Genomic DNA, 24,712 nt, shown 5'->3' on the forward strand with positions numbered 1-24,712 from the left:
AAATGGGACAGCCTTATTGTTATTTTTTTTGGACCCCGAAAAAAAGTTGCTCTAAAGCGCGGCTCCTGTCAACATGGTTTTGCGAAACTTTGACTTCGAAGAGAGGACTTCGAAGAAAAAATCGCCAAAAAGCCCGGAAAACGCGGCGTAAGAAAATGATTTGGGAGCGAGCGCAAACATCATGACACGCAAGGCGGACCGGGATCAGATCCGGCGGCAGAATAGAAGTATTGTTCTACAGGCACTTCGGCGGAATGGTCCAACAGCCCGGATTGATCTGGGTAAAATAACGCGGCTGAGCCCAGCCACCGTCACGGCAATCACCTCCGATCTGCTCGATCAGAAACTGATCATCAGCGTGGAGAGCGATGAACCGAAATCGCATCAGGCCCGTGGGCGTCCGCGAACGCTTTTACGGCTCAATCCGGAAGCCGCCTACACGGTCTGTATCCGCCTCTCCGTGAACACGATGGATCTCTCGCTCGTTGATTTTGCCGGCACGATCGCATCGAGCTTGAGAACGCAATACGACAGCGCCACCGCCGATGCAGACAGTTTTCCTCCGGTCCTGATTTCTGCCATCCGCCAATTCATTGCAGATGCTGGTATTTCCGAGGCGCAAGTCCAGGAAATTGGTGTGGCAGCACAAGGCGTTGTGGAAACCGAAGCGGGCCTGGTCGCCTGGAGCCCGGCGTTCTCGGGCCGCAAGATACCGGTGGTTGCCCCCTTGCATCAGGCCTTTGGCGCAGACTGCTATATCTCCAACGACACCAATATGATCACCGAGGCCCTGCACTGGTCGGATCCGGAGCGGTACAGCGGGACGTTCGCGGTGATCATGCTCGATTATGGCGTCGGTATGGGCCTTTACCTCGACAACCATTTGTTTTCCGGTGCCAGCGGCACAGCTGCAGAATTCGGACATGCCAATCACATTCCGGACGGCGCTTTGTGCCGGTGCGGAAAGAAAGGGTGCCTTGAAGCCTATCTTTCCGATTATGCGCTGGTGCGATCCGCATCACAGCTGCCTGAAGACACAGACCCGGCGGATATTAAGGCGGGCGTCGAAGGTCTTGAAAAACTGATTCAAACTGCAGACGCAGGCGATGAAAACGCCCGAAAGGCATTTCACCAGGCCGGGCGCGTTCTCGGATACGGGCTCGCCAGAGTGATTGCGCTGATCGACCCGAAACGCATCGTGCTGACAGGCGCTGCGATGCGGGCCTACACGTTCATGGAAAAAGGCGTGTGGGAAGGCTTGAAAGATGCGCTTGTCGAGGACTTGCGCAACAACTTCACACTTGATGTGATGCCTTGGAACGAAGACTTCATCAGGACAGGTCTGGTGGCCCAATCGATGGAACGGCTCGATAAGGATTTTCTGGGAGCGCAAGTGAAAACGCCAAGGCGGGAAGCTTCATGACCCGGCGCAATTCTCTCCTGATCGGCATTGCGGCTCTGGCGGCTTTCCCCGCACACGGGCTCGCTGATGAAACGCTGCCCCCGTGGAGCGAACGAACCATCCTGGAAGATGTGGATCTCAACGCTCTGGCGGAGTCCGGAAAAGATCCAATACCTGTGCTGCAGCCGCTTGGCGAAACGCTTTTTGAAGCAAAGTTCACCAGCCTCGACGGAGCCGGCCGGCCGGATGCCACCGGTGCCATCGTGCCAACGAAAGTCCGGCGGCAGTCTCATCTCACTTTTCAGCGGCTGGCGGGTCCGGACGCCAACGCTTGCGCTTCTTGCCATAATGAACCGGTCATGGGCGGTGCAGGATCCTTTGCCGTCAATGTCTTCGTGTCCGAAGGATTTGAAAGCGCGGACTTCGACACGATCGACCCGCAGTTTTCGAATGAGCGCAACACCAACGCCTTGCAGGGCGCGGGCCTGATCGAGTTGCTCGCCCGGGAAATGACGACGGATCTGCGCGCCCAGCGCCGCAAAGTCCTTCAAGACGCCAGGACGACCGGTTCCACCGCAACGGTGGATCTGGAGACCAAGGGAATTTCGTTTGGGCGTCTCACCGCACATCCGGACGGAATTCTCGATGTGTCTGAATTGGACGGAATTGACGACGATCTGACTCTTCGGCCCTTCGGTCAAAAAGGTGTCTTTGCATCACTGCGCCAATTCACCGTCAACGCGATGAATGATCATCACGGCATTCAGGCCAATGAACGATTCGGTGCCCGCTGGACCGGCACAGATGATTTCGATGCAGACGGGTTCGCGCACGAATTCAGCGATGGGCAAATCTCGGCCCTCGTTGCCTGGCAGGCAACCCTGCCACCGCCTGGCAGAAAACAGGACATGCCGGAAATCTGGGAAAAAGCCGCTGCACGAGGTGAACTGATCTTTGACGAGATTGGCTGTACCTCCTGCCATGTCCCGGCCTTGCCACTCGACAGTCTGGTCTTTCAAGATCCGGGTCCATTCGACACAGCAGGCACCTTGCGTCAAAGCGATGTGGACCAGCCGCTCGCCCTCGATCTGGCAACACTGGAGTGGGTGAAAACCCTGCCAAGGGATGACAGCGGGCGCGTTCTGGTCCCGCTCTTCGGCGACCTGAAACGCCACAAGATCGCTGATCCGGCCAATGACACACTCGGCAACGAGCTCCTGGCGCAGCGGTTCGTGGCACGGGATGTCTTCATCACGGCAGAACTCTGGGGGATCGGAAGTACGGCGCCTTATGGGCATCGCGGCGACCTGACGACCTTGAACGAGGTGATCCTTGCCCATGGCGGGGATGCCGCCGACAGCCGCAAGGCCTATGCCAGTCTCGATGAAAGTGGCCACCAGTCCATCATCGCCTTCCTGCGAAGCCTGGAGATCACCGAATGATCTTTGACTCTTTAGGATTTCGCATCTGCATCACCGGTCTCTGCGCAGCTCTGACAAGCCCCGCCTTGGCAAACGGTCAGACCTCGCACGCCCCTGTCCCCTCTTTTGTCGAAGAAGCCGCAAATGCTGGCGTTACACATACCTACGACGGGGCATGGGAGTATTTCGTCGGCGGCGGGGTTGCGATTTTTGACTGCAACGGCGATCGCCGTCCCGACATGTTTCTGGCGGGCGGCAAAAACCCGGCCAAGCTTTACCGCAACCAAAGCCTCACGGGCGGAAAACTCAATTTCGAAACGGTTTCGGATTACGGGCCAAACGACAAGCAGCTCTCCAAGGTGCTCGGCGCCTATCCGCTGGATGTCGATAACGATGACATCCTCGATCTTGTTCTCTTGAGACTGGGCGAAAACCTGATCCTGAAAGGCAAGGGCGACTGCACCTTCGACGTTGCCAACCGCGCGCTCGGCTTCGACGGCGGACGGGAATGGACAACAGCCTTTTCGGCAACCTTTGAGGATGGCAACGCCTACCCGACCCTCGCCTTCGGAAACTATGTCGATCGCTCGGCGCCCGGCTCGCCCTGGGGGACATGCCACGACAACTTTCTCTTCCGGCCGGAAGTATCTGCGGGTGGCGGCGTCAGCTACCCGGAGCCGATCCGCTTGTCACCCGGATATTGCAGCCTCTCGATCTTGTTTACAGACTGGAACCGCTCGGGCGAGCCGTCCCTGCGCGTCTCCAATGACCGGCATTACTATCGCGGCGGCCAGGAACAGCTCTGGGCTGTTCCGCCGGGCAGGCCGCCACGCCCTTACCGCAAGACGGACGGTTGGCAGCATTTGAAAATCTGGGGAATGGGCATCGCCTCCATCGATTTAAATGTCGATGGCTTCCCGGAATATGCGCTGACCAGCATGGGCGACACCAAGCTTCAACAACTGGATGATGAGGCGGACGAAACCGTGCCCGTCTACCAGGACATCGCCTTTAATCTTGGTGTGACAGCGCACCGACCCTACACCGGCGATGATCTGAAGCCTTCGACCGGCTGGCATTCGGAGTTCCAGGACGTCAACAATGACGGGCTCTGGGATCTCTTTATCGCCAAGGGCAATGTCGAGGCGATGCCCGACTTTGCCGCGTTCGACCCGGACAACCTCTTGCTGGGCCAGTGGAGCGGCAAGTTCGCTGAGACCGGAGAAGCCTCTGGCATCGCGCTCGACCGGCGTGGCCGGGGAGCCGGTCTTGCAGACTTCAACTCCGACGGTCTTTTGGATCTCGTGGTGGTGAACCGGTCCGCGCCGGTCAGCCTATTCCGCAATGCCGGGGCTGGATCCACTGATAAACCGCGTCCGCTCGGCAACTGGCTCTCAATTGACGTCCGCCAGCCCGGCACGGCGAATAGCCGCGCCGTCGGCGCAAAAATAAGCGTTAAAACGGGTAACCGAACCGTCGTCAAAGACATAGAAGTCGGCGCGGGGCATGCCTCCGGACAACTCGGGTTTGTTCATTTTGGCCTCGGCGTTGCCGAACGGGCAAACGTTCGAATCAAATGGCCGGACGGCGATTGGAGCCACAGTTACCGCGTTTTCGCGAACTCCCACGTCATCATAGACCGGGGCTCAGAAAAGGCGCGCTTCTGGTATCCGGAGTGAGCCTCGTTTAGAGCAAATCGCGTTTAAACGGATTCAGTTTCGTCCGTTAAAGTCATCAGGATATCGGCATACCAAGCGCAATTGAGACCAAGAGCTTCGTCCACCGTCACATCACGGGTCCCAACGTCGAGCCGCGCCGAGTGGATGCCCAATAAATAGCAACTCAGTTCGCTATCACCGACATGGCCGTTGGTCGAGCGCATCAGCACAGGTGCACCGCTGCTGCCGCGATGTGTTCGCGCATCGGTTAGAAAATAGCCTTGTCCCTGAAAGCGCATGCCGAAAGACGAAGCGATTATGGCATGCCGCACGACCGGCAAAGCATGCAAAGTGTCTGAGAAGCCGAGGGGATATCCAGGAATGAGAAGTGGTTCGCCGACTTCGGGCTGTTTGACCAATGGATCAATCAAGTGCGCTTCGCTGAAAGCATGCAGAATACAAGGATCAGGTAGAAATTGCCGGTCCAATTCGATCAATGCCACGTCTATCTGCCCTCCACCATCAACAGCTTGGCGCCACAAAGATTTGCCGTCCCTATAAAGCGGGATCAAGAAACGGACGGTCTGCGCAACGTTCTCGGCAGAAGTATGTAGTTCAATTTGCACTGTATCTGGAAAATGCTGGCTGACCTCGTCAACAAAGACGTGCCGGCTACTGACAAGAAAAAGCCGGTCATCCCGCTTGAAGAAGAACCCTGTTGCATTGGTGAGAACTTGACCCTGACTGAGCGTTTGTATGCGCGCAGCGGTGAAGAGGAGTGTTTCAATCACGGATCTACATACTCCTCGTTACAGAATTTGCGGTCACGCAACTCAGCCTGCATGCGGCGTTACGTTTGAGAAAACAGTTATTAGGCCAACTTTTTCCGCCAGCGGAGCGCTATAGGACAAATAGAACCATAGCTGCGTAATTACGCATGTCGAGTTCACATGTTGCCCAGACAAAGCGTTTGACGAATTCAAGCTCTAGCGGAACGGCCCGTGCAAAAGACACAAAACGGGGCTGCCGCTCTAAAGGCCTGCGTGCCTATGGCTAAACGAAGTATTTGAGTTTTTATCTGTATGAGAAAAATCAATATGCTAGCCGACCTGCCTTTAAAATAGCATTTCATCTCGTATGGAGCGCGCACCCTCAGCCCTACCGCGGGACCGATGGGATACGCCACGTTTTATCCGCTCATCATTAAAGCACGCAGCAAACATTGTCCGGGCAACTGGGCGCCCAGCTCTCCTGCGCGTCAAGTATCGCCATGCTGATAGATGTGAGCACCGTCCGTCAGGCCTTGGACAAGGCGGCGCCGCTTTCCAATTTGGCAGAAACCAGGACCTGAGCCGATTCCACAACGTTCTGGTAGATGTGTCTGACGTTCATGAACAGTGTGAACACCCCGCGTCATGACATTATCGGGCCTGGCGCGCCTTCCGATTTGCATAGCGCTGATCGCGTTTAGCTTTGCGGGCTGCTTCGTCCTGCAGAACACGCTCAATACGGGTTTTGTCAGCGAACTCGCGCGCCTCGGTTTCAGCTTTGGCTGCGGCTGCAACGGCAGCGTCTCGTGCTGCTGCTTCCGCGGCGATGCGATTTCTTTCATCAAGCTTTATTTGCTCGCGCTCGGCACGGCGCTTGTCACGAGCTTCTGCGATTAAACGGCGCTCCGTCTGCCGGGCTTCTCGGGTTGGCTCGGAAGCTTCCCTGGCGGTACGAAAGGCCACTACAAGCGCTGCCTTGGCGTCTGCCGCGGCGCGGCGGCGGTCTGAGTGTTCGTTATTTCTGATTTTTTTCAAATCTCAATTCCATTTAACCGGTTACACTGAGCGACCTGAGGATTTTTTTGCACGTTTTGGAGCGGACTTTGTTGCTGAGGCCATGTGGTCTTGGCGTTCTTTGGCAAGACGAGCCTCTCGCAACCTCCGTGTCTTTTCATTACGGGCGACTACGATCGAGTTGAGGTCCTCAATTGCACGTTGGCGTTCAAAAAATTGCGACTGGTTTTTGCCAAACGCGACTTCTGCCTGTTGGCGGGGTTTGCTGTAAATTTCAGTCATGACTTTCCTCCGGAAGGCTGTTCACCTAGGAGCAGCAACGAAAAAGGCCAGGCAACTTGCCTGGCCGTGCTTGGTCTGATGCTTTCGACGATGCCAGTACATCCGTGGTCAAGGGAAAGCAGATCCCGGATCTATCAGGCAGCCTGCAGATTACAGGCGGACATTTTGCCCGACTTGGAGTCGCGCTCCATATCGTAACCAATTTTCTGACCTTCAACGATTTCGTGCATGCCAGCGCGTTCGACGGCGGAGATATGGACGAAGGCGTCAGGACCGCCGTTGTCAGGCTGGATAAAGCCGAAGCCTTTGGTGGAATTGAACCATTTAACTGTGCCAGTGGTCATGATGAACCCTTTCATAGCATAGAGAGAGAGGCCAGCGAGCAAAGAGCTCGCAGGTGATGATAACGATGCTTTAAAGGGAGGGTTCGTTCAGAACGCGATGCCAAGCGCGTTGTAACCAAATCTCGGCAAGAAAATATCGATGCTCTAGCCTTAAGAGTTTGCGATGCGGTTGTCAACTTCTGGTTTTGATGCTGAGTTGTGGACGCTTAAAACATACGCAGCCCTATGCGCAACACATCAGCGAGCGCCATCAGGCGTGCGACCTAACTGCCGACAAACATAGGCTCAACCATTTTCACAAATTCGCCGGATTTATCTTGATAGGCAAATCGGTTTCAATTGGGGACGCGCAGGAACCACATGATGGAGGTGTGGAAGCCGGATCCACGGTCAGCTCCACAGGATGGTTGGTCCCCCGGCTAAAACTGCCTATGCGCGAAAAGAAGAGCAGGAATCGTTAGGGAAATGAGCGCTTGATTTCCCTACCCGTTTCCCTGACTGAAGCTAATTTCGGGCTGACTTCATAGCTCATTTTCATCCGCAACGGCGGCCACTATGGATACTGAGCCAGCCGGGCCTGCGCAAAGAGCATTTTAAACCGGCGTAATACCTCCTCGGAAACCTAAAGAACCATCGTTTCCCGCATTTCCCTTTAAGTCTACTCGCTCCTCTACGTAATGCGAACTCGCACGTCATCATAGACCGAGGCGCGGAAAAGGCGCGCTTCTGGTATCCGGAGTGAGTCTCGTTTACAGGGCCGGGTGGCGCCGTCGGTAGAGGATACGGTTCATGCTCTCAACATGGCGCTCCGGCTGAAACCCGACCTTCTGCAGCAGTTTCTGGGATGCTACATTTTCCGGGTGCGCAAACGCCGACACCAAAGGCAATTCAATCTTGATGTCGGCGACCTCAAGTGCTGCCAACGAGAGTTCCGCGCCGTATCCCTGGCCCCAAGCTTTGGGATGAAAGAAAAACGCCAGCTCCGGCCCCCACCCGGGGTCGAACGGATCATCATAAAGTCCACCCCAACCGATAATTTCCGGCTGTCCCTTCACACGAACTGTCCAAGGAGCAAATCCGTCCCGCCGGCGGCGCCACTCTTGGACCGCAATCCGCCGTCGGCATGACGCCAGATCCTTGTCGATTTGGGTGAGTTGCATTGCCCACGGATCCCCAAGAAAACCGTAGAACTCTGGCACCTCGGAAAGTTTGGGTCTCGTGAGCAGCAATCGGTCAGTCTCGACATTCCCGCTCAAGGGTATTTTCCTTTCACCAAGACACCACCTGACCGCCATGCGACGTGTTTTTCGATCCGAAAAACTGCCACAAATCGGCATATCTGATTGAAAACACTCCAGCCGAACCGGCTTGTTTGGCACTGCTTTGCCCTATGGCGCAAATTTAATCACGCCCAAAATATAAACTAAACCACTGATGTTTCAGTAATATTATTTCTGAGTTTTTGTCTCCAGTTTTTAATTGTTCTAAAAATATTTGACTAACTGTTCAAATTTTTGCCCAATACTCCCACGAGCAACCTCAAAAGAACGAAGGATGCCGTTCCCAAAAACGATCGCCAACCTTCCGGAGATCTTCATGACCCAGACCAAAGCCGGCCCCGATATTGCCGCCGGACGCTTGCCTCAGGAAGCTTACGCTGAAAACTTCAGCGATCTGCATCCGCTGCTGGAACCGCACGAGGCACAGGTCGAGGCAGACCGGTGCTACTTCTGTTACGACGCACCTTGCATGCAAGCGTGCCCGACCAGCATCGACATTCCGCAATTCATCCGCCAGATCTCAACGGGCAATCCGACCGGATCGGCGAAGACCATTTTTGACCAGAACATTCTCGGCGGCATGTGCGCCCGGGTTTGCCCAACGGAAACCCTGTGCGAACAGGTGTGTGTGCGCGAAGTCGCAGAAGGCAAGCCGGTTCAGATCGGTCAGCTCCAGCGCTATGCCACTGATCACTACATGGCCGAAAATGAAACGCAGCCCTATCAACGGGCGGCCAGCACTGGCAAAAAAGTTGCCGTGGTCGGCGCCGGTCCGGCTGGTCTTGCCTGTGCGCACCGCCTCGCCATGCACGGTCATGACGTGACCCTGTTCGACGCACGCGAAAAGGCAGGCGGCCTGAACGAATTTGGAATTGCATCCTACAAATCAGTCGACAACTTTGCGGCTCGTGAAGTCGAGTTTGTTCTTTCGATCGGAGGCATCGAACTCAAGACCGGCTCCCGCCTTGGCGACAATCTGGACCTCGCCGATCTGCGCGCGTCCTACGATGCCGTGTTCCTCGGCATTGGCCTTGGCGGCGTGAACGCGCTTGGCCTTGACGGCGAAGACAAGGGCGGCTCTCTGGATGCTGTCGACTACATCGCCAACTTGCGCCAGGCCGACGATCTTGGAAAACTTCCTGTTGGCCGGCGGGTGGTCGTTATCGGCGGCGGCATGACCGCGGTCGATATCGCAGTTCAGACCAAGCTGCTCGGTGCCGATGATGTCACCATTGCCTATCGGCGCAGTCAGGATCGCATGAACGCATCCGAATATGAGCAACACCTTGCGCAGACCAATGGCGTCAAGATCATGACTTGGGCACAGCCCAAGGCGCTTGTGGCTGCAAACGGCTCGGTTACGGGGATTGAACTGGAACGGACACAGGATCAAGATGGATCCCTGACCGGAACCGGTGAAATCGTAACACTCGAAGCTGATATGGTCTTCAAGGCCATCGGCCAGACCCTGGTGGATACGGATCTCGGTGGCGCCCTGACCCTCGAGAAGGGCCGGATTGTGGTGGACGCGGACCGCAAGACCAGCCTCGATGATGTGTGGGCGGGCGGTGACTGCGTTGCCGGCGGTGAAGACCTCACGGTCGCAGCCGTCGAAGACGGCAAGATCGCTGCAGAAGCCATCAACGCCGCGCTGAGCGCCTGAACGGCCGAGGGAGAGACACATGGCTGATCTGACGACAAATTTTATCGGCATCAAATCGCCGAACCCGTTCTGGCTGGCCTCCGCGCCGCCGACGGACAAGGAGTACAACGTTGTCCGCGCCTTCAAGGCAGGCTGGGGCGGCGTTGTCTGGAAAACGCTTGGCGATGGCGACCCGGTCGTCAACGTCAACGGGCCGCGCTACGGCGCCATTCACGGCAAGGACCGGCAGCTGATCGGGCTCAACAACATCGAGCTGATCACGGACCGCCCGTTGGAAGTGAACCTTCGGGAGATCAAGCAGGTCAAACGTGACTGGCCGGACCGTGCGCTTGTCGTATCGCTGATGGTTCCCTGCGAAGAGCAGAACTGGATCGATATCCTCAAGGCAGTTGAAGACACCGAGGCAGACGGTGTGGAACTCAACTTCGGCTGTCCGCACGGCATGAGCGAACGCGGCATGGGATCCGCTGTCGGTCAGGTGCCGGAGTACATCGAGATGGTCACGCGGTGGGTGAAAAAACACTCACGCATGCCCTGTATCGTCAAGCTGACGCCGAACATCACCGACATCCGTAAACCGGCGCAGGCCGCAAAAGCGGGCGGTGCGGACGCGGTTTCCCTGATCAACACGATCAACTCGATCGTCAGCGTTGATCTGGATGCCATGTCACCGGCTCCCATGGTCGACGGCAAGGGCGCTCATGGCGGTTATTGCGGCCCGGCCGTGAAACCGATTGCGCTCAACATGGTGGCCGAAATCGCCCGGGATCCGGAAACGCATGGCCTGCCGATCTCGGGCATTGGTGGCGTAACCACCTGGCGTGATGCGGCAGAGTTCATGGCGCTTGGTGCCGGGTCCGTGCAGGTCTGTACAGCCGCTATGACCTACGGCTTCAAGGTGGTTGAGGACATGATTGAGGGCCTCAGCGACTGGATGGACGAAAAAGGCTATACGTCGGTTGATCAGGTTGTCGGCCGGGCGGTTCCGAACGCCTCCGACTGGCAGCACCTGAATCTCAACTACATCGCCAAGGCGAAGATCGATCAGGATCTCTGCATCCAGTGCGGCCGTTGCCACATTGCTTGTGAGGACACGTCCCACCAGGCAATCACCAACATGGTGGATGGCGCACGCAAGTTCGAGGTGATCGACGAGGAATGCGTCGGCTGTAACCTTTGCGTCAACGTTTGCCCGGTTGAGAACTGCATCACCATGGAGCAGATGGCCCCCGGCACCATTGATCCGCGCACCAACAAGGTGGTCGAGGAGAAATACGCCAACTGGACAACCCATCCGAACAACCCGATGGCGGTGCCCGAAGCTGCGGAATAACTCCGACTGCAGTGTCAGAAAATCAACGCAGGCAAGGCTTCCTTGCCTGCGTTTTTGTTACCGCTTGCCGTAATATAGCCCGACGACATGTTCCGCTTCGGCGAAGAACAACCAGCGCGAGGCAAACGTTCCGATCAGGAAGGCAATTCCTGCAACAGCGACAACCGGCAGGCTAACGGGCAACAGGGAGATCAGAAGGATCGGCAGCACACAGTTGAGTGCGAATGCGATGATCCGCAGCTTCTGCGCATGCTTGCGGCCGACCGTGAACACCATTTCCTTCAAAAGGTAATTCGTGCCGGTATGAGGCGGCTCAAACAGGCGAACCTTGCCACGCTCGCCAAGTCCGGTCGCGGTCTCCATCGTGTGTCCGCGTTCGGAAAAACGGCGGTCTCCGAAGATCCAATAAAGGCTCTGAACCAACCCGGCAATTGCGAGCAGTAGAACGGCGCCGAAACCCTGTCCGGCGAGGATAGCGCCACCCGCCAAGGATAGGGACACAAGATGCAAAGGTGTCAGCCAATGGTTCCATCGTGGCACGGTGGTGAGCTGCGCATAGATCATCGCGGTGGCATACACTGTTGCGACACAAAGCAATGCACCGGTCACGCCAATCGGCGCCAGGGTTACTTCGAAGAAAACGGCTGCAAAGCCGTGGATCCCCATAAAGACAAGCGCAAGCACGGACAGCCAGGCCTCACGCGACAGCCAGCTTGATCGCCACTGGGTGAAGGCCAGAAGACTGCGCTGCGGATTGCCAAGGTGAAAGGTTGCCGACAGCAGGCCGCCGACAGCGAGCGCAAAGCCGATCAGATAGGCGAAAAACGCTGTCCAGCCGGTGACCGCCGGAAGGCCAAGGCCCAGCCAGGCAAGAAATCCGAACCCGAGCCCGGACAAGACCGTGAAAATGATGACGGAGGGAGCCGGATGCATCAGAGCGCCTCCAATGCTTTGTCGAGCCAGCGCAAGAAGCCCTTTGGCGTTTCGGCAACGGGCTGCATCGTGTCCGAACCGGCCGATACTTCCGCGAGCTTATCCTTCGGTCGCGGGGGAAGATATTTGTTCACCGGCTTGGTTCCCTGTTCGGGCATCAAATCGAACCCGCCACGCTCGGCCACGAGACGGGACACATCGCTGTCCGGATCGCCGAGATCCCCGAAATGCCGGGCGCCAGCGGGACAGGTTCTGACACAGGCCGGCACCCGGTCCACCTCTTCCAGGTTCTCGTTGTAGATCCGATCAACGCAAAGGGTGCATTTCTTCATCACACCTTCGGCCTGATCGAGTTCCCGGGCCCCATAAGGACACGCCCAGGCACACAGACCACAGCCGATGCAGGCATCTTCATTGACCAGAACAATCCCATCTTCACGGCGTTTGTAGCTTGCGCCGGTCGGGCAGACGGTGACGCACGGCGCATCATCGCAATGCAGGCACGACTTCGGAAAATGGATCGTCTGCGCTGGCCCGTTCTCCGGTTGAACCTCGAAGGAATGGATGCGGTTCAGGAAAGACCCGACCGGGTCCTTGCCATAAGCGTCCATGTCACTCAGAGGCGCGCCATAGTTTTCCGTATTCCACCCCTTACAGGCGGTCACGCAGGCATGGCACCCGACGCAGGTGTCGAGATCGATAACGAGCCCGAGCTTCTTGTCTGTAGTTTCCGGCAACTGGGTCATGAGCGCACCTGCTGTCGAACAGTATTCGGGCCTGTTCCAACCGGGGACTTGATGGGATCAAATGCCGGTTGGCTCTCCGGGGGCGGCTCCGCACGCTCGATCCGCACCCGCAGATCGAACCAGGCAGCTTGTCCGGTAATCGGATCGGAGTTTGACCACCTGAGGCCATCGCCTTTCGGCGGCAACAACTCGTGGATCAGATGATTGAGCAAGAAGCCTTTGGTTGCCTCCGGCGCATCCCCATCCAGCGCCCAAGCACCTTTGCGTTTGCCGATGGCGTTCCATGTCCACACGGTGTTTTCATTGAGCGCTGCCATGTGAGCAACCGGCACAACGATCTCACCATGCGGCGAGGTCACCTTTGCCCAATCACCTTCTGAGAAGCCATTTTCTTCCCAAATCCGGGTCGGAACGTAGAGCGGGTTCCGGCCGTGGATCTGCCGGAGCCAGGCATTCTGGCTCCCCCAGGAATGGTACATCGCCATTGGCCGCTGGGTCAGCGCATGAACCGGATAGGTGTTTGGATCGGCAATGGTATCGCTGAGCGGTGGATACCAAACCGGCAACGGGTCAAAGGCTTCCCGCACCTGATCTCTCAAGCGATCGGGCGGTTGCCGGTCACCATGCCCTTCTGCGGCCAGCTGAAACCGGCGCATGGGCTCGGAGTAGATCTCAAACAGATAGGGCTGCGGGCTGTCGAACAGACCAAGTTTCACCGCCCAGTCCTGATAGGCCGCATTCCAGGGTTTATAAAACGCCGCTTCCTCCGGGATATGCTCGACGAAGAAACTGCCGTTTTCGATGTAGCGGTCCAACTGGGCCGGGTTCACGTCCCCGCGGCCAGCTTGCTCGCCATTCCCGCGAAAACCGGCGAGCGGGCCGATGCCCGGCCGGCGTTCGTGATTGACGATGTAGTCGGCGTAGTCGGCATATTTGGCGCTGCCGTCTTCATTGACGAAACCGGGCAGGCCAAGCCGTGCGCCGAGATCCACCAGGACAGACTGAAAACCCCGGACGTCACGGTCCGGCTCGATCACCGGCCATCGGATCGCATCGGCTGCTGCATCCGCCTCGCAGATCGGCCGGTCCAGCAAACTGATGCAGTCGTGCCGTTCCAGATACGTGGTATCTGGCAGGATCAGATCCGCATAGGCGACCATTTCCGAGGAATAGGCGTCCGAATAGATGATCTTGGGAATTACATAGTCGCCGTTCTCATCTTTGTCCGTCAGCATCTCCATGACACCACGGGTGTTCATGGAGGAGTTCCAGGACATGTTCGCCATATAAAGGAACAGCGTGTCGATCTTGTAAGGATCGCCCGCATGGGCGTTGGAGATGACCATGTGCATAAGGCCATGAGCCGACATCGGGTTTTCCCAGGAAAACGCCTTGTCGATGCGTGCCGGCGTGCCATCGTCTTTCAACGCAAGATCTTTCGGGCCGCGGACGAAGCCAAGATGCGGACCATCCAGCGGACGATCCGGTTGGGTCTTGCAATGGGGCGTCGGGTGCGCCGTGACTGGCTTCGGGTAAGGCGGCTTAAACCGGAAGCCACCCGGAACCTCGACCGTTCCGAGCAGGATCTGCAGCACATGCAGCGCCCGGCAGGTCTGGAACCCGTTGGAATGAGCAGACACACCGCGCATGGCGTGGAAACTGACCGGCCGACCCGGCATGGTCTGATGGGTCTCCCCCCGGAAATCCGTCCAGGGCTGGTCGATCTCAAAGGATTCCTCGAAAGCCACGCGGGCAAGCTCTGCGGCAACAGCCCGGATCTTGCCGGCAGATACCCCACATGCTTCGGCGACCGTCTCCGGGGCGTAGGCATCATCCAGGTAGCGCTCCGCCAGATGCTGAAAGACGGTCCTGCAGGACACGCCATCTGCGTCATACTCTGCACCAAGATCCGGTCGGACACCTTTCTGGTCGAATGGTGCCGGTTTTCCGGTCACCCGGTCGATCACAAGGGACTTGCCGTCTGCATCTTTCAGCAGCAGGCCGTGGTCGTCAGACCCTGGATTGTCGATCACCAGACAGGGCGCATTTGTGAACTGGGCCAGATAGGCAAGATCGATATGTCCAGTTTTCAAAAGCACGTGGCAGAGGGACAAAATGAACAGTCCATCCGTGCCCGGAGTGATTCCAACCCACTCATCGGCAATGGCGTTGTAGCCGGACCGAACCGGGTTCACACCGATGACCTTACCGCCCCGCGCCTTCAGTTTGCCGAGGCCCATCTTGATCGGATTGGAGTCGTGATCCTCTGCCACACCAAACAGTATGAAGAGCTTCGTGCGATCCCAATCCGGCTGCCCAAATTCCCAAAAGGCACCACCGATGGTGTAGATACCGCCGGCTGCCATGTTGACCGAGCAAAAGCCTCCATGAGCGGCATAGTTGGGAGTGCCGAAGTTCTGTGCCCAGAAGCTGGTAAAGCTCTGAGACTGATCGCGACCTGTGAAAAAGGCCAGCTTTTCAGGAGCGGTCTTGCGGATGGGCTCCAACCAGGAAACGGCTGTTTTCAGCGCTTCTTCCCAACTGATTTCCTCAAACTCACCCGAGCCGCGCGGACCCGTTCTCCTGAGCGGTTTGCGCAATCTCGACGGAGCGGTGACCTGCATGATCCCGGATGCGCCCTTGGCGCAGAGCACGCCCTTGTTCACCGGATGATCCCGATTGCCCTCGATGTATGCGACTTTCCCGTCCTTTAAATGGACGTTGATCCCGCATCGGCAGGCACACATGTAACAGGTGGTTTTTCGTATTTCATCGGAGACAGCCGGAGACGTCTCCACCATCGGTTGACTATGATTGAGCACATCCCCTCCCAAGGCGTCTCTTGAAATCGCATCCTGCCAAACTGCGCCGCCGCGAAATCTGAGTTTCTTTTGGGCGGATATCGGAGCAAGGCTTTCTAACTGAAGACTTGAGTTGGCTTGACGTCAAGAGGGACAGAACACTTCAGCGGTTGAAGTGAGGCGCTGTTTTTTCTTCGCGCAATCAGAATGCTCGGGTGCGCTTCTGGCGGCCTAGGCATCGATCACAAGATGGGCTAGCGTTCGCCAATTCTGCTTGGAGGCCCCCTTGGATTCGAACCGCTTGCTTCTCACGTGCTCCATTGGCCTGTGTGCCGTCGTCGGCGTATGGGGTGTCATCGACCCGGAAGGCCTTCAGGCAATCGCGCGGGAGATCGTTGATCAGTACTTTATAAGCCGCGGCTGGTTCGTGATGCTCTCTGTCACGATCATGCTGCTGTTCTGTCTTGGTCTGACCTTCAGCCGCTTCGGCGACATCCGCCTAGGTGCCGATGATGACCGGCCCGAATACTCAACACCGACCTGGATCGCCATGCTGTTTGCCGCTGGTATGGGTGTCGGACTGTTGTTTTGGGCAGTGGCCGAGCCCTTGACCCATTTTGCCTTCTTGAAAGGCAAAATATCCGTGCCTGAAGCTGCCGACGGGGCATTGCTAGCCACCAATTTCAACTGGGGCATTCATGCCTGGGCGATTTATGGCACGACGGCACTGGCGATTGCTTATTTCAGCTTCCGGCGGGGCACACCGATGCTGGTCAGCGCACCCATCAAAAGCCTGTTTCCTGGCGAAAAGTGGGCCAGTCTAGTCGGTTGGTTTTCAGACTTCATGGCCATTGCTGCAATCGCGATCGGGGTTGGCGGATCAATTGCAATGGGTGTGTTTCAGGTTGCCGATGGCGTGTCGGTGCTTGCTGGCACCCAGACGGCGGCGCCGTGGCTGGTCGGCCTGATTTTTGTTGTCATGGTCATTGCATATATTCCGCCCCTGATGGTCGATCTCAGCACCGGCATGGCAAAGCTTTCCAACATCGCCATGAGCCTTGCGATCGCGCTAGTCGCTTACACCGTCATCATGGGCCCGAGCGAATTCCTGATGAATTCGGTGATCGGCGGTATTGGCATGTACATTGCCGATGTCATACCCGCCGGCTTCCGCACCTTTACCTTCTACGGCGACGAGATCGGCCGCTGGTTTCAGGACTGGACACTCACCTACATGGTTTGGTGGATCGCTTGGGGTCCGTTCGTCGGGGTCTTTGTCGCGCGGATTTCCAAGGGCCGCACGATCCGTGAATTTGTTCTCGGCGTCCTGATCGGCCCAACTCTGTTTTCCACGATCTGGTTTGGCGCTTTTGGCGGAGTGGGCATCTTTGAGACCCTCAACGGCAAGGGCGAGTTGCTTGCTTTGACACAGACCAACGTAGAGCGCATGACGTTCGCTCTCCTTGATCGCCTGCCCTTGGCCACCTTGACCACATTAGCAACCATTCTGGCGGCCTTCCTCTTCATTGTGACGAGCGTGGTGAGTGCCGCCTTCGTACTCGGCATGTTTTCAACCGGCGGGAATCAAAACCCGAGCACAAAGATCAAGGTCATCTGGGGCGGATTGTTGGGCATACTCGGGGCAGCGATGATCCTCTCGGGATCCATGTCGGCCGTGAGGACACTTATCGCCCTCGGCGCGTTGCCGTTCGTCTTCATAACGATGCTGCTGCTGGTTTGCCTGATAAAGGCGCTCATCCTCGACAATCCCAAGGAGGCTTAAAAATGCTTATCGGTGATCCCGTCGATACACTTATGAACTTGGGAACTTTCGCGTTTATCGGCTTCCTTGCCTGGATCTTGATGCGCAAAACGCCGAAAAGCTAAACACTTGAAGACGGTATGCGTCAGCTGGCGCGTTTCAAACCGGTTTCGGCCAACGGCGCCGGCCGGTCGAAGAGATAGCCTTGTAGATACTCGCAGCCCGCATTGACCAGAAACTCCCGCTGTTCTTGGGTTTCAACACCTTCGCCAATGGTTTTCATTCCCATCACTTTGGCAATGCCGAGAAGCGTGCGGACCAGCATGTCGTTTTCTTCACTGATCCCAATTCGCGCCACGAAGCTGCGGTCGACCTTCATCGTGTTGAAGGGGTACTTGTGCAGATAGCTCAAGCTGGAATAACCGGTTCCGAAATCGTCAATCGCCAGGCCGATATTCATGTCACGAAGTTCAGCAAAGACCTTCTGGGTGCATTGGTCCTCCTCCAGCACCAGATCTTCCGTGATCTCAAGCAGCAATTGGTCAGCAGACAAACCATAGGTCATCAGAAGGTCAGCGACGTGCTCGGCAAACCCTTCTTTCTGGAACTGGCTTGAGCTCACGTTGACAGAAACACCTGTTCCGCCCCAATTGCTGGCGTCGCGGATCGCCCGCTCCAACACCCAATTGTCGATTTCGGATGTAAACCCAGCTTCCTTTGCAATGGGCAAAAACAACCCTGGAGAAACAAGCCCCCGTTCGGGATGGCGCCAGCGGATCAGTGCTTCAGCGTGTGCCCGTTCGCCCGTCTCGGAAACCACGATCGACTGATAAAACAATTCAAACTGATCGTCCTGAAGGGCAGTCGCCAGCTCACTGCGGAGCTGTCGGCGTTCGCAGCGCTCCTCATCCATCCTATTGTCGAACAGCCTGTAAGACCGTTTGCCTTCGGCCTTACACCTTTGAAGAGCAACATCAGCGGATCGAATGATGTCGAGTATACCTCGGCCATGGTCCGGAAAACGGGCAATCCCTGCGCTGCAGGATGCATCGATCAGACGCCCTTCAAACTCAATTGGCTCGATCAGGTCATCAAACAATCCAACCAGATTGCTCGGGAAGTGATCTTCCCCGACCCGGCCTTCTACCAGAATTACAAATTCATCGCCGCCAATCCGGCCGATCAGCGCGTCCGGCCCAAGACGCTTTCGTATCCGGACGGCTTGGCTCATGATCAGCCAATCTCCAGCCATATGCCCATGGATGTCGTTGACTTCTTTCAAGTTATCCAGGTCCAGATAAACAACACTGGCGCCGTTTATGCGCACGTCTTCGGATGACAAGCGCTTGCCGGCTTCCTTGTAAAATTGGGCACGTGTGGTGAACCCGGTCATGGAATCATGAGACGCCGCCCGACGCGCTTCCTGCTCCTGCACCGCCAGTTCACTTTTGGCCTGTGTGATCTGACGTAAAGCCGCCAGAACCATGATCAAAATGGTTCCAAGAGACAAAAACAACACCGGGATCGAAGACACGATAACCCCGGTTGCACGGCTGATCGGATTCCAAACAAGCAGAGCCACACTCGAACCCGCTGCATTCTTCAACGGAATTCCGATCATCCCTTCCGGAACTTCATCCAACAACTCAAGTTGTTCGACAGGCAGGATGGACAGCAGCTCAGCCAATCTGCGGTCGTTCAGCTTGAAAACGGATATCAGGATGTATGGCTCCTGATAGACCATCGGAATACCGCCAGGATCTGGGACGATCGCAAAAGCGGTTACAAGGCTTGGAATGCCGTTAATCCGGAATACATCCGATCCATTCAGATCAGCCAAATCACCGGAGAACAGAATATCTCCGGCTTCATTCGCGCTGAGCCCGGCGAGATAATTGTTACGTATCAGCTGCAACGCATTAGCAAAGCCACTGCTCAGGATATGCTGAAACACCGGTTGCGCCGATTCGCCTGACCGGCTGGCAGAAAATGTCAGGCCATCACTCGGCTCTATCAGCCCGGAAAAGTCGGGTGAAAAGTCGCCGGCCATATCGACGCCAAACCGGCCTGATATCCAGTTCGCGTCTGGTTTGGAAACAACATTGATATAAGCGGCATTGGAGGCAGCGTACCGCTCCATCTCGTCGACGAGCGATTGCTGGTAGCTGTTAAAAATCCGAGAAACCGCCATGACTTCGCGCTGCGCGGTTTCCTTTTCGGCGATCCAGACCTTGATGAAGACTGCGCCGAAAACAACCAACACGATCGTGAATAAAACAGGCACGACGGCGACTGGCGCGACAAATAGCGTATTTATTCCAATGCGACTTTTTACGACGCCTTCTCGGTTTTCACTTCCATCATCATAGATCGTTTCGTCATTTTTATCGTCAATAATACCCATATTCTATCCAGATCTGGACGATATGAAGTAGTGTTTAAAGGTAATTCTCTAATTTTCTCTCAATACGTGTAAAACAACAAAAAACCGGGGCGGATAACCCGCCCCGGCTTCAGAACTATTTGAGCGACAGATGCTTCGCTTAGAGCTTGTCTGTCACTGCCGTTGAGGTCGCACCCTCCGGCTCCTTGGTAATAACCGGATCAGACCCACCAGAAAGGAGAGACTTCACGGTCCGCTCATAGGCGGCCATGTCCAACTTGCCGTCAGACCCGTCGACCAGCTTGTTGATCTCGCCAACCATCCGGATCTGATGCTTTTCAGTCTGTGCACCAGTGGCGTCGTTTTCCAGAACGATTTCAGCTGCCTCTTCCGGGTTTTCAGCGGCATATGCCCAGCCCTTCATGGAGGCTTTTACAAAGCGCGCCAGCTTGTCGACCATTGCCGGGTCTTCCAGGCTGGACTCCAGGACATAGAGGCCATCTTCAAGGGTCGCGACGCCCTGGTCTTCATATTTGAAAACCACCAGCTCTTCCGCCGGGATGCCCGCGTCGATGACCTGCCAATACTCGTTGTAAGTCATCGTGGAAATGCAGTCGGCCTGCTTCTGTAGCAACGGATCCACATTGAAGCCCTGCTTGAGTACCGTCACGCCACCGTCACTGCCGTCAGTCGGAATGCCAAGCTGGCTCATCCAGGACAGGAACGGATATTCATTGCCGAAGAACCACACGCCAAGCGTCTTGCCCCGAAAGTCCTCTGGAGAGGAGATTCCGGTTTCCTTCCGGCATGTCAGCATCATCCCGGACTTCTGGAATGGCTGGGCGATGTTAACGAGCGGCACGCCCTTTTCGCGCGACGCCAAAGCTGACGGCATCCAGTCGATGATGACATCAGCACCACCACCGGCGATCACCTGCGGCGGCGCAATGTCCGGACCGCCGGGTTTGATTGTGACGTCCAGGTCTTCCTCTTCGTAGAAGCCTTTGTCTTTGGCGACGTAGTAACCTGCAAACTGGCCTTGCGTAACCCATTTCAACTGAAGCGTCAGCTCGTCAGCAGCCTGAGCACCGGTCGCAAACAGACCGGCGCCAAGGACCGAAGCCAGTGCCAGACTTTTGAGTGCCTTCATTGCCATTCCCCTATTGGTTATGGGCGTGCCTTTCTGGCTCCGCCCGTCTCTGGAAGTCAAACCTTGCCGGGAATAAAGGAATGAGCATCTCCCTCACGCTCTTGCACATTCCCCGCAATATGGCCGCGCTGCACAGTGCGGGCGTGTCGCCTTCTTCACAATCAGCCTGACCAAATGGTCAAGAAAATCTAGAAAGCTGCCAGCTCTCTGGTCAAGACTATTTTTTAGTCATGCGGAATTTTAATTCTGTTGACCCGTTAATTCGCTCATATTGTTTCTATTTTCCAATTTCCACTCAAGCTTGCATTGCCATGATATTGGCAATTCCTGCAGTATCAACCGTGCTGCCTTTGGATGGAACTCGGGCAAGCCTCATACTGATGGACAACAGCCAAGACGCGCAAGGTCTTTCCATGATCGACAAATCAAACCTCGTCTATACGGCTCTGCCAATGCCGGATCGGCGGGCTATTTCCGATGAAGACATACGCCAGCGCGCTAATGAGTTTTTGGAAGACGTCCGCACCCGGCATACGATTCGCCAGTTTTCCGACAAACCGATAGAGCGCAGCGTGATCGAAACCTGCATACGGGCAGCCGGCACCGCTCCAAGCGGCGCCAATCATCAACCCTGGCATTTCGTGGCAATCCGTAATCCAGACCTAAAGCGCCAAATTCGAGAGGCCGCCGAAGAAGAAGAGCAAAAGTTTTATGATGGCGGGGCGGGGGATGCCTGGATCAAGGCGCTGGAACCGATCGGCACCAACGCGCACAAACCGCATCTGGAAATCGCTCCGTGGCTTATTGTGATCTTTGCACAGCGCTGGGGCACGTATGAAGACGGAACGCGCTACAAGCACTACTATGTTCCTGAAAGCGTCGGGATCGCGACTGGTGTGCTGATCACGGCTTTGCACCATGCTGGCCTCAGCACCTTGACCCACACGCCAAATCCGATGCGGTTTTTGAACGATATTCTAGACCGCCCGGAAGCCGAAAAGCCCGTTATGATCCTCGCCGTCGGCCACCCGGCAAACGATGCCACCGTTCCAGCCGCAGCCAAAATCAAAAAACCGCTTGAGGAGATCTTAAGCGTGTTTGATACCGAGGCTTAGTTCGGGAAAATGGGCAACTTGAGAGCTGTCTTATGGACTACGCTATTCCGGCGTTAGCGCCACAATCAGCTGTCGTCTTCGTGAACAATCTCTGTTTTGAACCGTGGGCGCCGGATATGGAAATCATTCAGACTGAAGTCACCGACAATGTCACTTACAAACAAGGCTGAATGCTCCAACGACAACTGTACGACGATGACAGTGTCGCCTTCTGCGAGGGTCGGAAAATCAAACTGGGCCAAATCATCATCTTCCAGAAGCGCATCGTCATCATTGCTTTCTGACCAGTGAACCTCCAATTCATCCTCATCATCGAAGAAATTGCGGACACTCGAAACTGTCATGATGAAATTGCTGTCGGTCGCGTAATTTCCGAGGATCGACACTGCCGTTGCTTCAATAAGATCGAAATCATCCTCTGTAAACGTATCTCCATTGAATCGGGTAACGAGATCTGTTGTCACACTTGCTGCTCGCTCAAGCTGACGGGAAGCACGGAACCCATCAAATAAACTGGCGGTGTTCAAGAAGATCAGGATCAACAAGGGAAAAATGAGCGCAAACTCGACCGCGGCAGCTCCCTCTGCAGCCGCCCGAAAGCTCCGGATCCTTCTAAAGAACAACTGCATCTTAAAAAGGCTCGTTCATGAAGGCCATTGAAGAGATTATTTCAAACCGATTGTTGTCGGTTTTCGAGAGCTCCAGGCCAAATCCCAACCCCGGTGTGTAGACATCCGTTGTAACGCACGCCCGCATGAACACGATGCTGGTCCCAGCGCCCGGATTGAAGTTCACAACAGGCTCGAATTCATCACCTTCATCGCGGCAGACTGCGTCCGTGTCCGGCAGATCGACTAGGTTATCGATTTCCGTGAGCTCGATAGTGATGTTATTCGCGCAATTGGGAACAACAACACCTACGAGATCGCAGATATCTTGCTCAAGGTCATCGCTGGAAACCGTATTGTTCGCCAATCCTTGTGTGACTGTCCCGATATAGACAGATTTTGAGGTTGTGTTTACAGCATGATCCAGCATTGCCATGCGGATGAACAAAAGTCCCATCTCAAAACAGGACATAAACAACGCAAAAAACGGCAGGCCGATCAGCGCAAACTCTACGGCAGTCGCACCGTCTTTCTTTTTAAGGAAACTTCGCAGGGCACACATTGAAATCAACCTAGCCGGAGATGCGAAGACTGTTCACCGACGCCGCAATAGCATTGAATGCATCATCGATGTTCAAGCCCTCGACAAAATAGTAATTTGAAATACTTGATGCGCAGTATTGAAGAAGCTCGTCTGGCAATGAACCACTACTTATTTGAAATCCTATCGTATATACTTGAACATTGTTATCGTTCAAATATTCACAAACGCGCTTAAAGTAAGCAACCGCATTATCAGCTGTGGATGAAGAGGTATTTTTACCGCCCTTCGACACGATGGTTTGCTGAGTATTGTTTTTGATTTTACCAGTCGTTGTGTAGTCCCGTGGTCGAAACTGCGCAGTTATTGCGCCATCAGTCATGATCACAGCAACCTTAAGCGTATCCTCATCATTAAAATCGGCAGGCCGGTCCGAAAAATCACCGCCCAGTTGCCCCCTCATGTCACTGGACAGAACCTTTGCACCCCACAGCGTTCCGATGTCCATGCCGGTACCGTCGGACAGGTCCATGTCATCAATCAACGCCTTCAAGTCGGATGTGTTATTTGAGTTTAGAAGCATTGCGGTGTCGTCAGACGGACACCAGGGATTGGTCGCGACCCATTTGGTAAAGTCAGGTATTTGCGGGCGGCTGTTCGCAGGGATCGCGGTCATATCGAAATCGTCATCTGTGTATTCGATGCACCCTTCTCTCTCCGTGGAGAACATGAATTTGCCGTAGGGAACGTTTTTGTTCACGTAGTAATCAGCCGGACTTGGCGAGTCGATAACTCCCGGGGTCGATGAGTTCACAGCATATCTATCATAGAAATCCCCGATGTTAACGGTTCCGCCAAATGGTATAATGCTCAGGGACGTGTATTCCCGATCGTCTTCGTTCAGCATTGTTTCAATGAATGACTTAGCAGCTGAACGCAGGTTCGTAATTTTCGAACCGCCCATAGACGACGAGATATCAAGTACAACAGCCACTTCGACATTTGTTGCAGCTTGCTGAGCAACTGAAGATGCCAAAACACTCGTCGTGTCAATTCCAGCCAGCTTCAAAATCGTCATTTCGATGTCAACGGTCGCATTGATCTCGACAGACTTTGCGTTGAGGCTGTCCGTGACATTTCCCATGGTCAGGTTCAAAGTTGTCCAGGGTGCGGTGTCGGGCAGGTTGGCTCGGATATACTCATCTACCGTATCTTCGATACTCGCAGTGTTGCTCAAAGAAGCGGCCGCAAGCGTCGCTGAGTCCAACGTGGATTGGAGTTTTGCCTGAGCGGTCGTCATCCGGACGACATCGAGGCTGCCAATCGTGATCAGCATGAGCGGCACAAACGCCAAAGCTGTGAGAATGGCGACATTACCGGACTGATCCGCCCCCAAGTTGGAAAAACGGGACGCAAGTTTTTGAAGAAGTGAGCGCAATTGCGAAATCCGTACTCTAGAAATGCCTTACAGCGGTGGCACCAATTTTCTCGCCCTGAACAGTTCAC

20 protein-coding genes are annotated in these 24,712 nt (G+C 55.6%); 7 read left to right on the forward strand and 13 right to left on the reverse strand.

Features of this window, described 5'->3' with window-relative positions; all coding sequences use genetic code 11:
* Window positions 1-181 precede the first annotated feature (181 nt).
* From AC0J4F_RS04005 to AC0J4F_RS04015, 3 genes are read left to right on the forward strand one after another with little or no spacing between them, the layout of a single operon-like run.
* The gene (locus tag AC0J4F_RS04005) at window positions 182-1,423 is read left to right on the forward strand and encodes an ROK family protein (protein ID WP_209002366.1); all 1,242 of its coding nucleotides are present in this window, start codon (window positions 182-184) and stop codon (window positions 1,421-1,423) included.
* Window positions 1,420-2,844, forward strand: coding sequence for a di-heme oxidoredictase family protein (locus AC0J4F_RS04010; RefSeq protein ID WP_133949457.1), 1,425 nt, complete (start codon window positions 1,420-1,422; stop codon window positions 2,842-2,844). The genes AC0J4F_RS04005 and AC0J4F_RS04010 overlap by 4 nt, the downstream gene beginning before the upstream one ends.
* Window positions 2,841-4,502 (forward strand): CRTAC1 family protein, encoded by a 1,662-nt coding sequence (locus AC0J4F_RS04015; RefSeq protein ID WP_473025476.1) that lies wholly within the window; start codon window positions 2,841-2,843, stop codon window positions 4,500-4,502. The genes AC0J4F_RS04010 and AC0J4F_RS04015 overlap by 4 nt, the downstream gene beginning before the upstream one ends.
* Window positions 4,503-4,525: 23 nt before the next feature.
* Here AC0J4F_RS04015 and AC0J4F_RS04020 read toward each other — a convergent pair whose 3' ends face one another.
* The 5 genes from AC0J4F_RS04020 to AC0J4F_RS04040 form a co-directional block, all read right to left on the reverse strand.
* Complete coding sequence (locus tag AC0J4F_RS04020; RefSeq protein ID WP_473025477.1) at window positions 4,526-5,272, reverse strand: S1 family peptidase; 747 nt, start codon at window positions 5,270-5,272, stop codon at window positions 4,526-4,528.
* A 630-nt stretch (window positions 5,273-5,902) separates the two neighbouring features.
* Window positions 5,903-6,286, reverse strand: a complete 384-nt coding sequence (locus tag AC0J4F_RS04025) for a DUF6481 family protein (protein WP_473025478.1) — start codon at window positions 6,284-6,286, stop codon at window positions 5,903-5,905.
* A gap of 21 nt (window positions 6,287-6,307) precedes the next feature.
* A complete protein-coding gene (locus AC0J4F_RS04030; RefSeq protein ID WP_133949463.1) occupies window positions 6,308-6,547 on the reverse strand; it encodes a hypothetical protein in 240 nt (79 codons plus the stop codon).
* Between the two features lie 134 nt (window positions 6,548-6,681).
* On the reverse strand, window positions 6,682-6,891 hold the full coding sequence (locus AC0J4F_RS04035; protein WP_040452710.1) for a cold-shock protein: 210 nt from the start codon (window positions 6,889-6,891) through the stop codon (window positions 6,682-6,684).
* A 749-nt stretch (window positions 6,892-7,640) separates the two neighbouring features.
* Window positions 7,641-8,186 carry a GNAT family N-acetyltransferase gene (locus AC0J4F_RS04040; protein WP_473025479.1) on the reverse strand — a complete coding sequence of 182 codons (546 nt, stop codon included), beginning with the start codon at window positions 8,184-8,186 and terminating at the stop codon, window positions 7,641-7,643.
* Between the two features lie 301 nt (window positions 8,187-8,487).
* Here AC0J4F_RS04040 and AC0J4F_RS04045 point away from each other — a divergent pair, with 301 nt between their 5' ends.
* Both AC0J4F_RS04045 and preA read left to right on the forward strand, forming a co-directional pair.
* Window positions 8,488-9,834 (forward strand): NAD(P)-dependent oxidoreductase, encoded by a 1,347-nt coding sequence (locus AC0J4F_RS04045; protein WP_473025480.1) that lies wholly within the window; start codon window positions 8,488-8,490, stop codon window positions 9,832-9,834.
* 19 nt (window positions 9,835-9,853) lie between these two features.
* On the forward strand, window positions 9,854-11,167 hold the full coding sequence (preA, locus tag AC0J4F_RS04050; RefSeq protein WP_133949467.1) for an NAD-dependent dihydropyrimidine dehydrogenase subunit PreA: 1,314 nt from the start codon (window positions 9,854-9,856) through the stop codon (window positions 11,165-11,167).
* Window positions 11,168-11,224: 57 nt separating this feature from the next.
* Here preA and AC0J4F_RS04055 read toward each other — a convergent pair whose 3' ends face one another.
* From AC0J4F_RS04055 to AC0J4F_RS04065, 3 genes are read right to left on the reverse strand one after another with little or no spacing between them, the layout of a single operon-like run.
* Complete coding sequence (locus tag AC0J4F_RS04055) at window positions 11,225-12,100, reverse strand: dimethyl sulfoxide reductase anchor subunit family protein (RefSeq protein WP_473025481.1); 876 nt, start codon at window positions 12,098-12,100, stop codon at window positions 11,225-11,227.
* The gene (locus AC0J4F_RS04060) at window positions 12,100-12,846 is read right to left on the reverse strand and encodes a 4Fe-4S dicluster domain-containing protein (RefSeq protein WP_209180844.1); all 747 of its coding nucleotides are present in this window, start codon (window positions 12,844-12,846) and stop codon (window positions 12,100-12,102) included. Before AC0J4F_RS04060 ends, AC0J4F_RS04055 begins: the two co-directional genes overlap by 1 nt.
* Complete coding sequence (locus AC0J4F_RS04065) at window positions 12,843-15,647, reverse strand: molybdopterin oxidoreductase family protein (protein ID WP_473026401.1); 2,805 nt, start codon at window positions 15,645-15,647, stop codon at window positions 12,843-12,845. Before AC0J4F_RS04065 ends, AC0J4F_RS04060 begins: the two co-directional genes overlap by 4 nt.
* 286 nt (window positions 15,648-15,933) lie before the next feature.
* On the opposite strand from AC0J4F_RS04065, the gene AC0J4F_RS04070 reads away from it, so the two are divergent.
* Window positions 15,934-17,430 carry a BCCT family transporter gene (locus tag AC0J4F_RS04070; protein ID WP_473025482.1) on the forward strand — a complete coding sequence of 499 codons (1,497 nt, stop codon included), beginning with the start codon at window positions 15,934-15,936 and terminating at the stop codon, window positions 17,428-17,430.
* A gap of 124 nt (window positions 17,431-17,554) precedes the next feature.
* Here the strand turns inward: AC0J4F_RS04070 and AC0J4F_RS04075 are convergent, their stop codons facing one another.
* Both AC0J4F_RS04075 and AC0J4F_RS04080 read right to left on the reverse strand, forming a co-directional pair.
* On the reverse strand, window positions 17,555-19,813 hold the full coding sequence (locus tag AC0J4F_RS04075) for a putative bifunctional diguanylate cyclase/phosphodiesterase (protein WP_473025483.1): 2,259 nt from the start codon (window positions 19,811-19,813) through the stop codon (window positions 17,555-17,557).
* A gap of 139 nt (window positions 19,814-19,952) precedes the next feature.
* The gene (locus AC0J4F_RS04080) at window positions 19,953-20,942 is read right to left on the reverse strand and encodes an ABC transporter substrate-binding protein (RefSeq protein WP_133949476.1); all 990 of its coding nucleotides are present in this window, start codon (window positions 20,940-20,942) and stop codon (window positions 19,953-19,955) included.
* Between the two features lie 380 nt (window positions 20,943-21,322).
* Here AC0J4F_RS04080 and AC0J4F_RS04085 point away from each other — a divergent pair, with 380 nt between their 5' ends.
* Complete coding sequence (locus AC0J4F_RS04085; RefSeq protein ID WP_473025484.1) at window positions 21,323-22,057, forward strand: nitroreductase family protein; 735 nt, start codon at window positions 21,323-21,325, stop codon at window positions 22,055-22,057.
* 65 nt (window positions 22,058-22,122) lie between these two features.
* On the opposite strand, the gene AC0J4F_RS04090 is transcribed toward AC0J4F_RS04085, so the two are convergent.
* Genes AC0J4F_RS04090 through AC0J4F_RS04100 form a run of 3 tightly spaced genes read right to left on the reverse strand, consistent with a single transcriptional unit; the run spans window position 22,123 to window position 24,644 of the window.
* Window positions 22,123-22,686 (reverse strand): TadE/TadG family type IV pilus assembly protein, encoded by a 564-nt coding sequence (locus AC0J4F_RS04090; protein ID WP_133949478.1) that lies wholly within the window; start codon window positions 22,684-22,686, stop codon window positions 22,123-22,125.
* 1 nt (window position 22,687) lies between these two features.
* Window positions 22,688-23,227, reverse strand: a complete 540-nt coding sequence (locus AC0J4F_RS04095) for a TadE/TadG family type IV pilus assembly protein (protein ID WP_473025485.1) — start codon at window positions 23,225-23,227, stop codon at window positions 22,688-22,690.
* A gap of 10 nt (window positions 23,228-23,237) precedes the next feature.
* Window positions 23,238-24,644: a pilus assembly protein TadG-related protein gene (locus tag AC0J4F_RS04100; protein ID WP_473025486.1), complete on the reverse strand. Its 1,407-nt coding sequence runs from the start codon at window positions 24,642-24,644 to the stop codon at window positions 23,238-23,240.
* Between the last annotated feature and the right edge of the window lie 68 nt (window positions 24,645-24,712).

The sequence above is a fragment of the Roseibium sp. R5 genome (assembly GCF_055755305.1).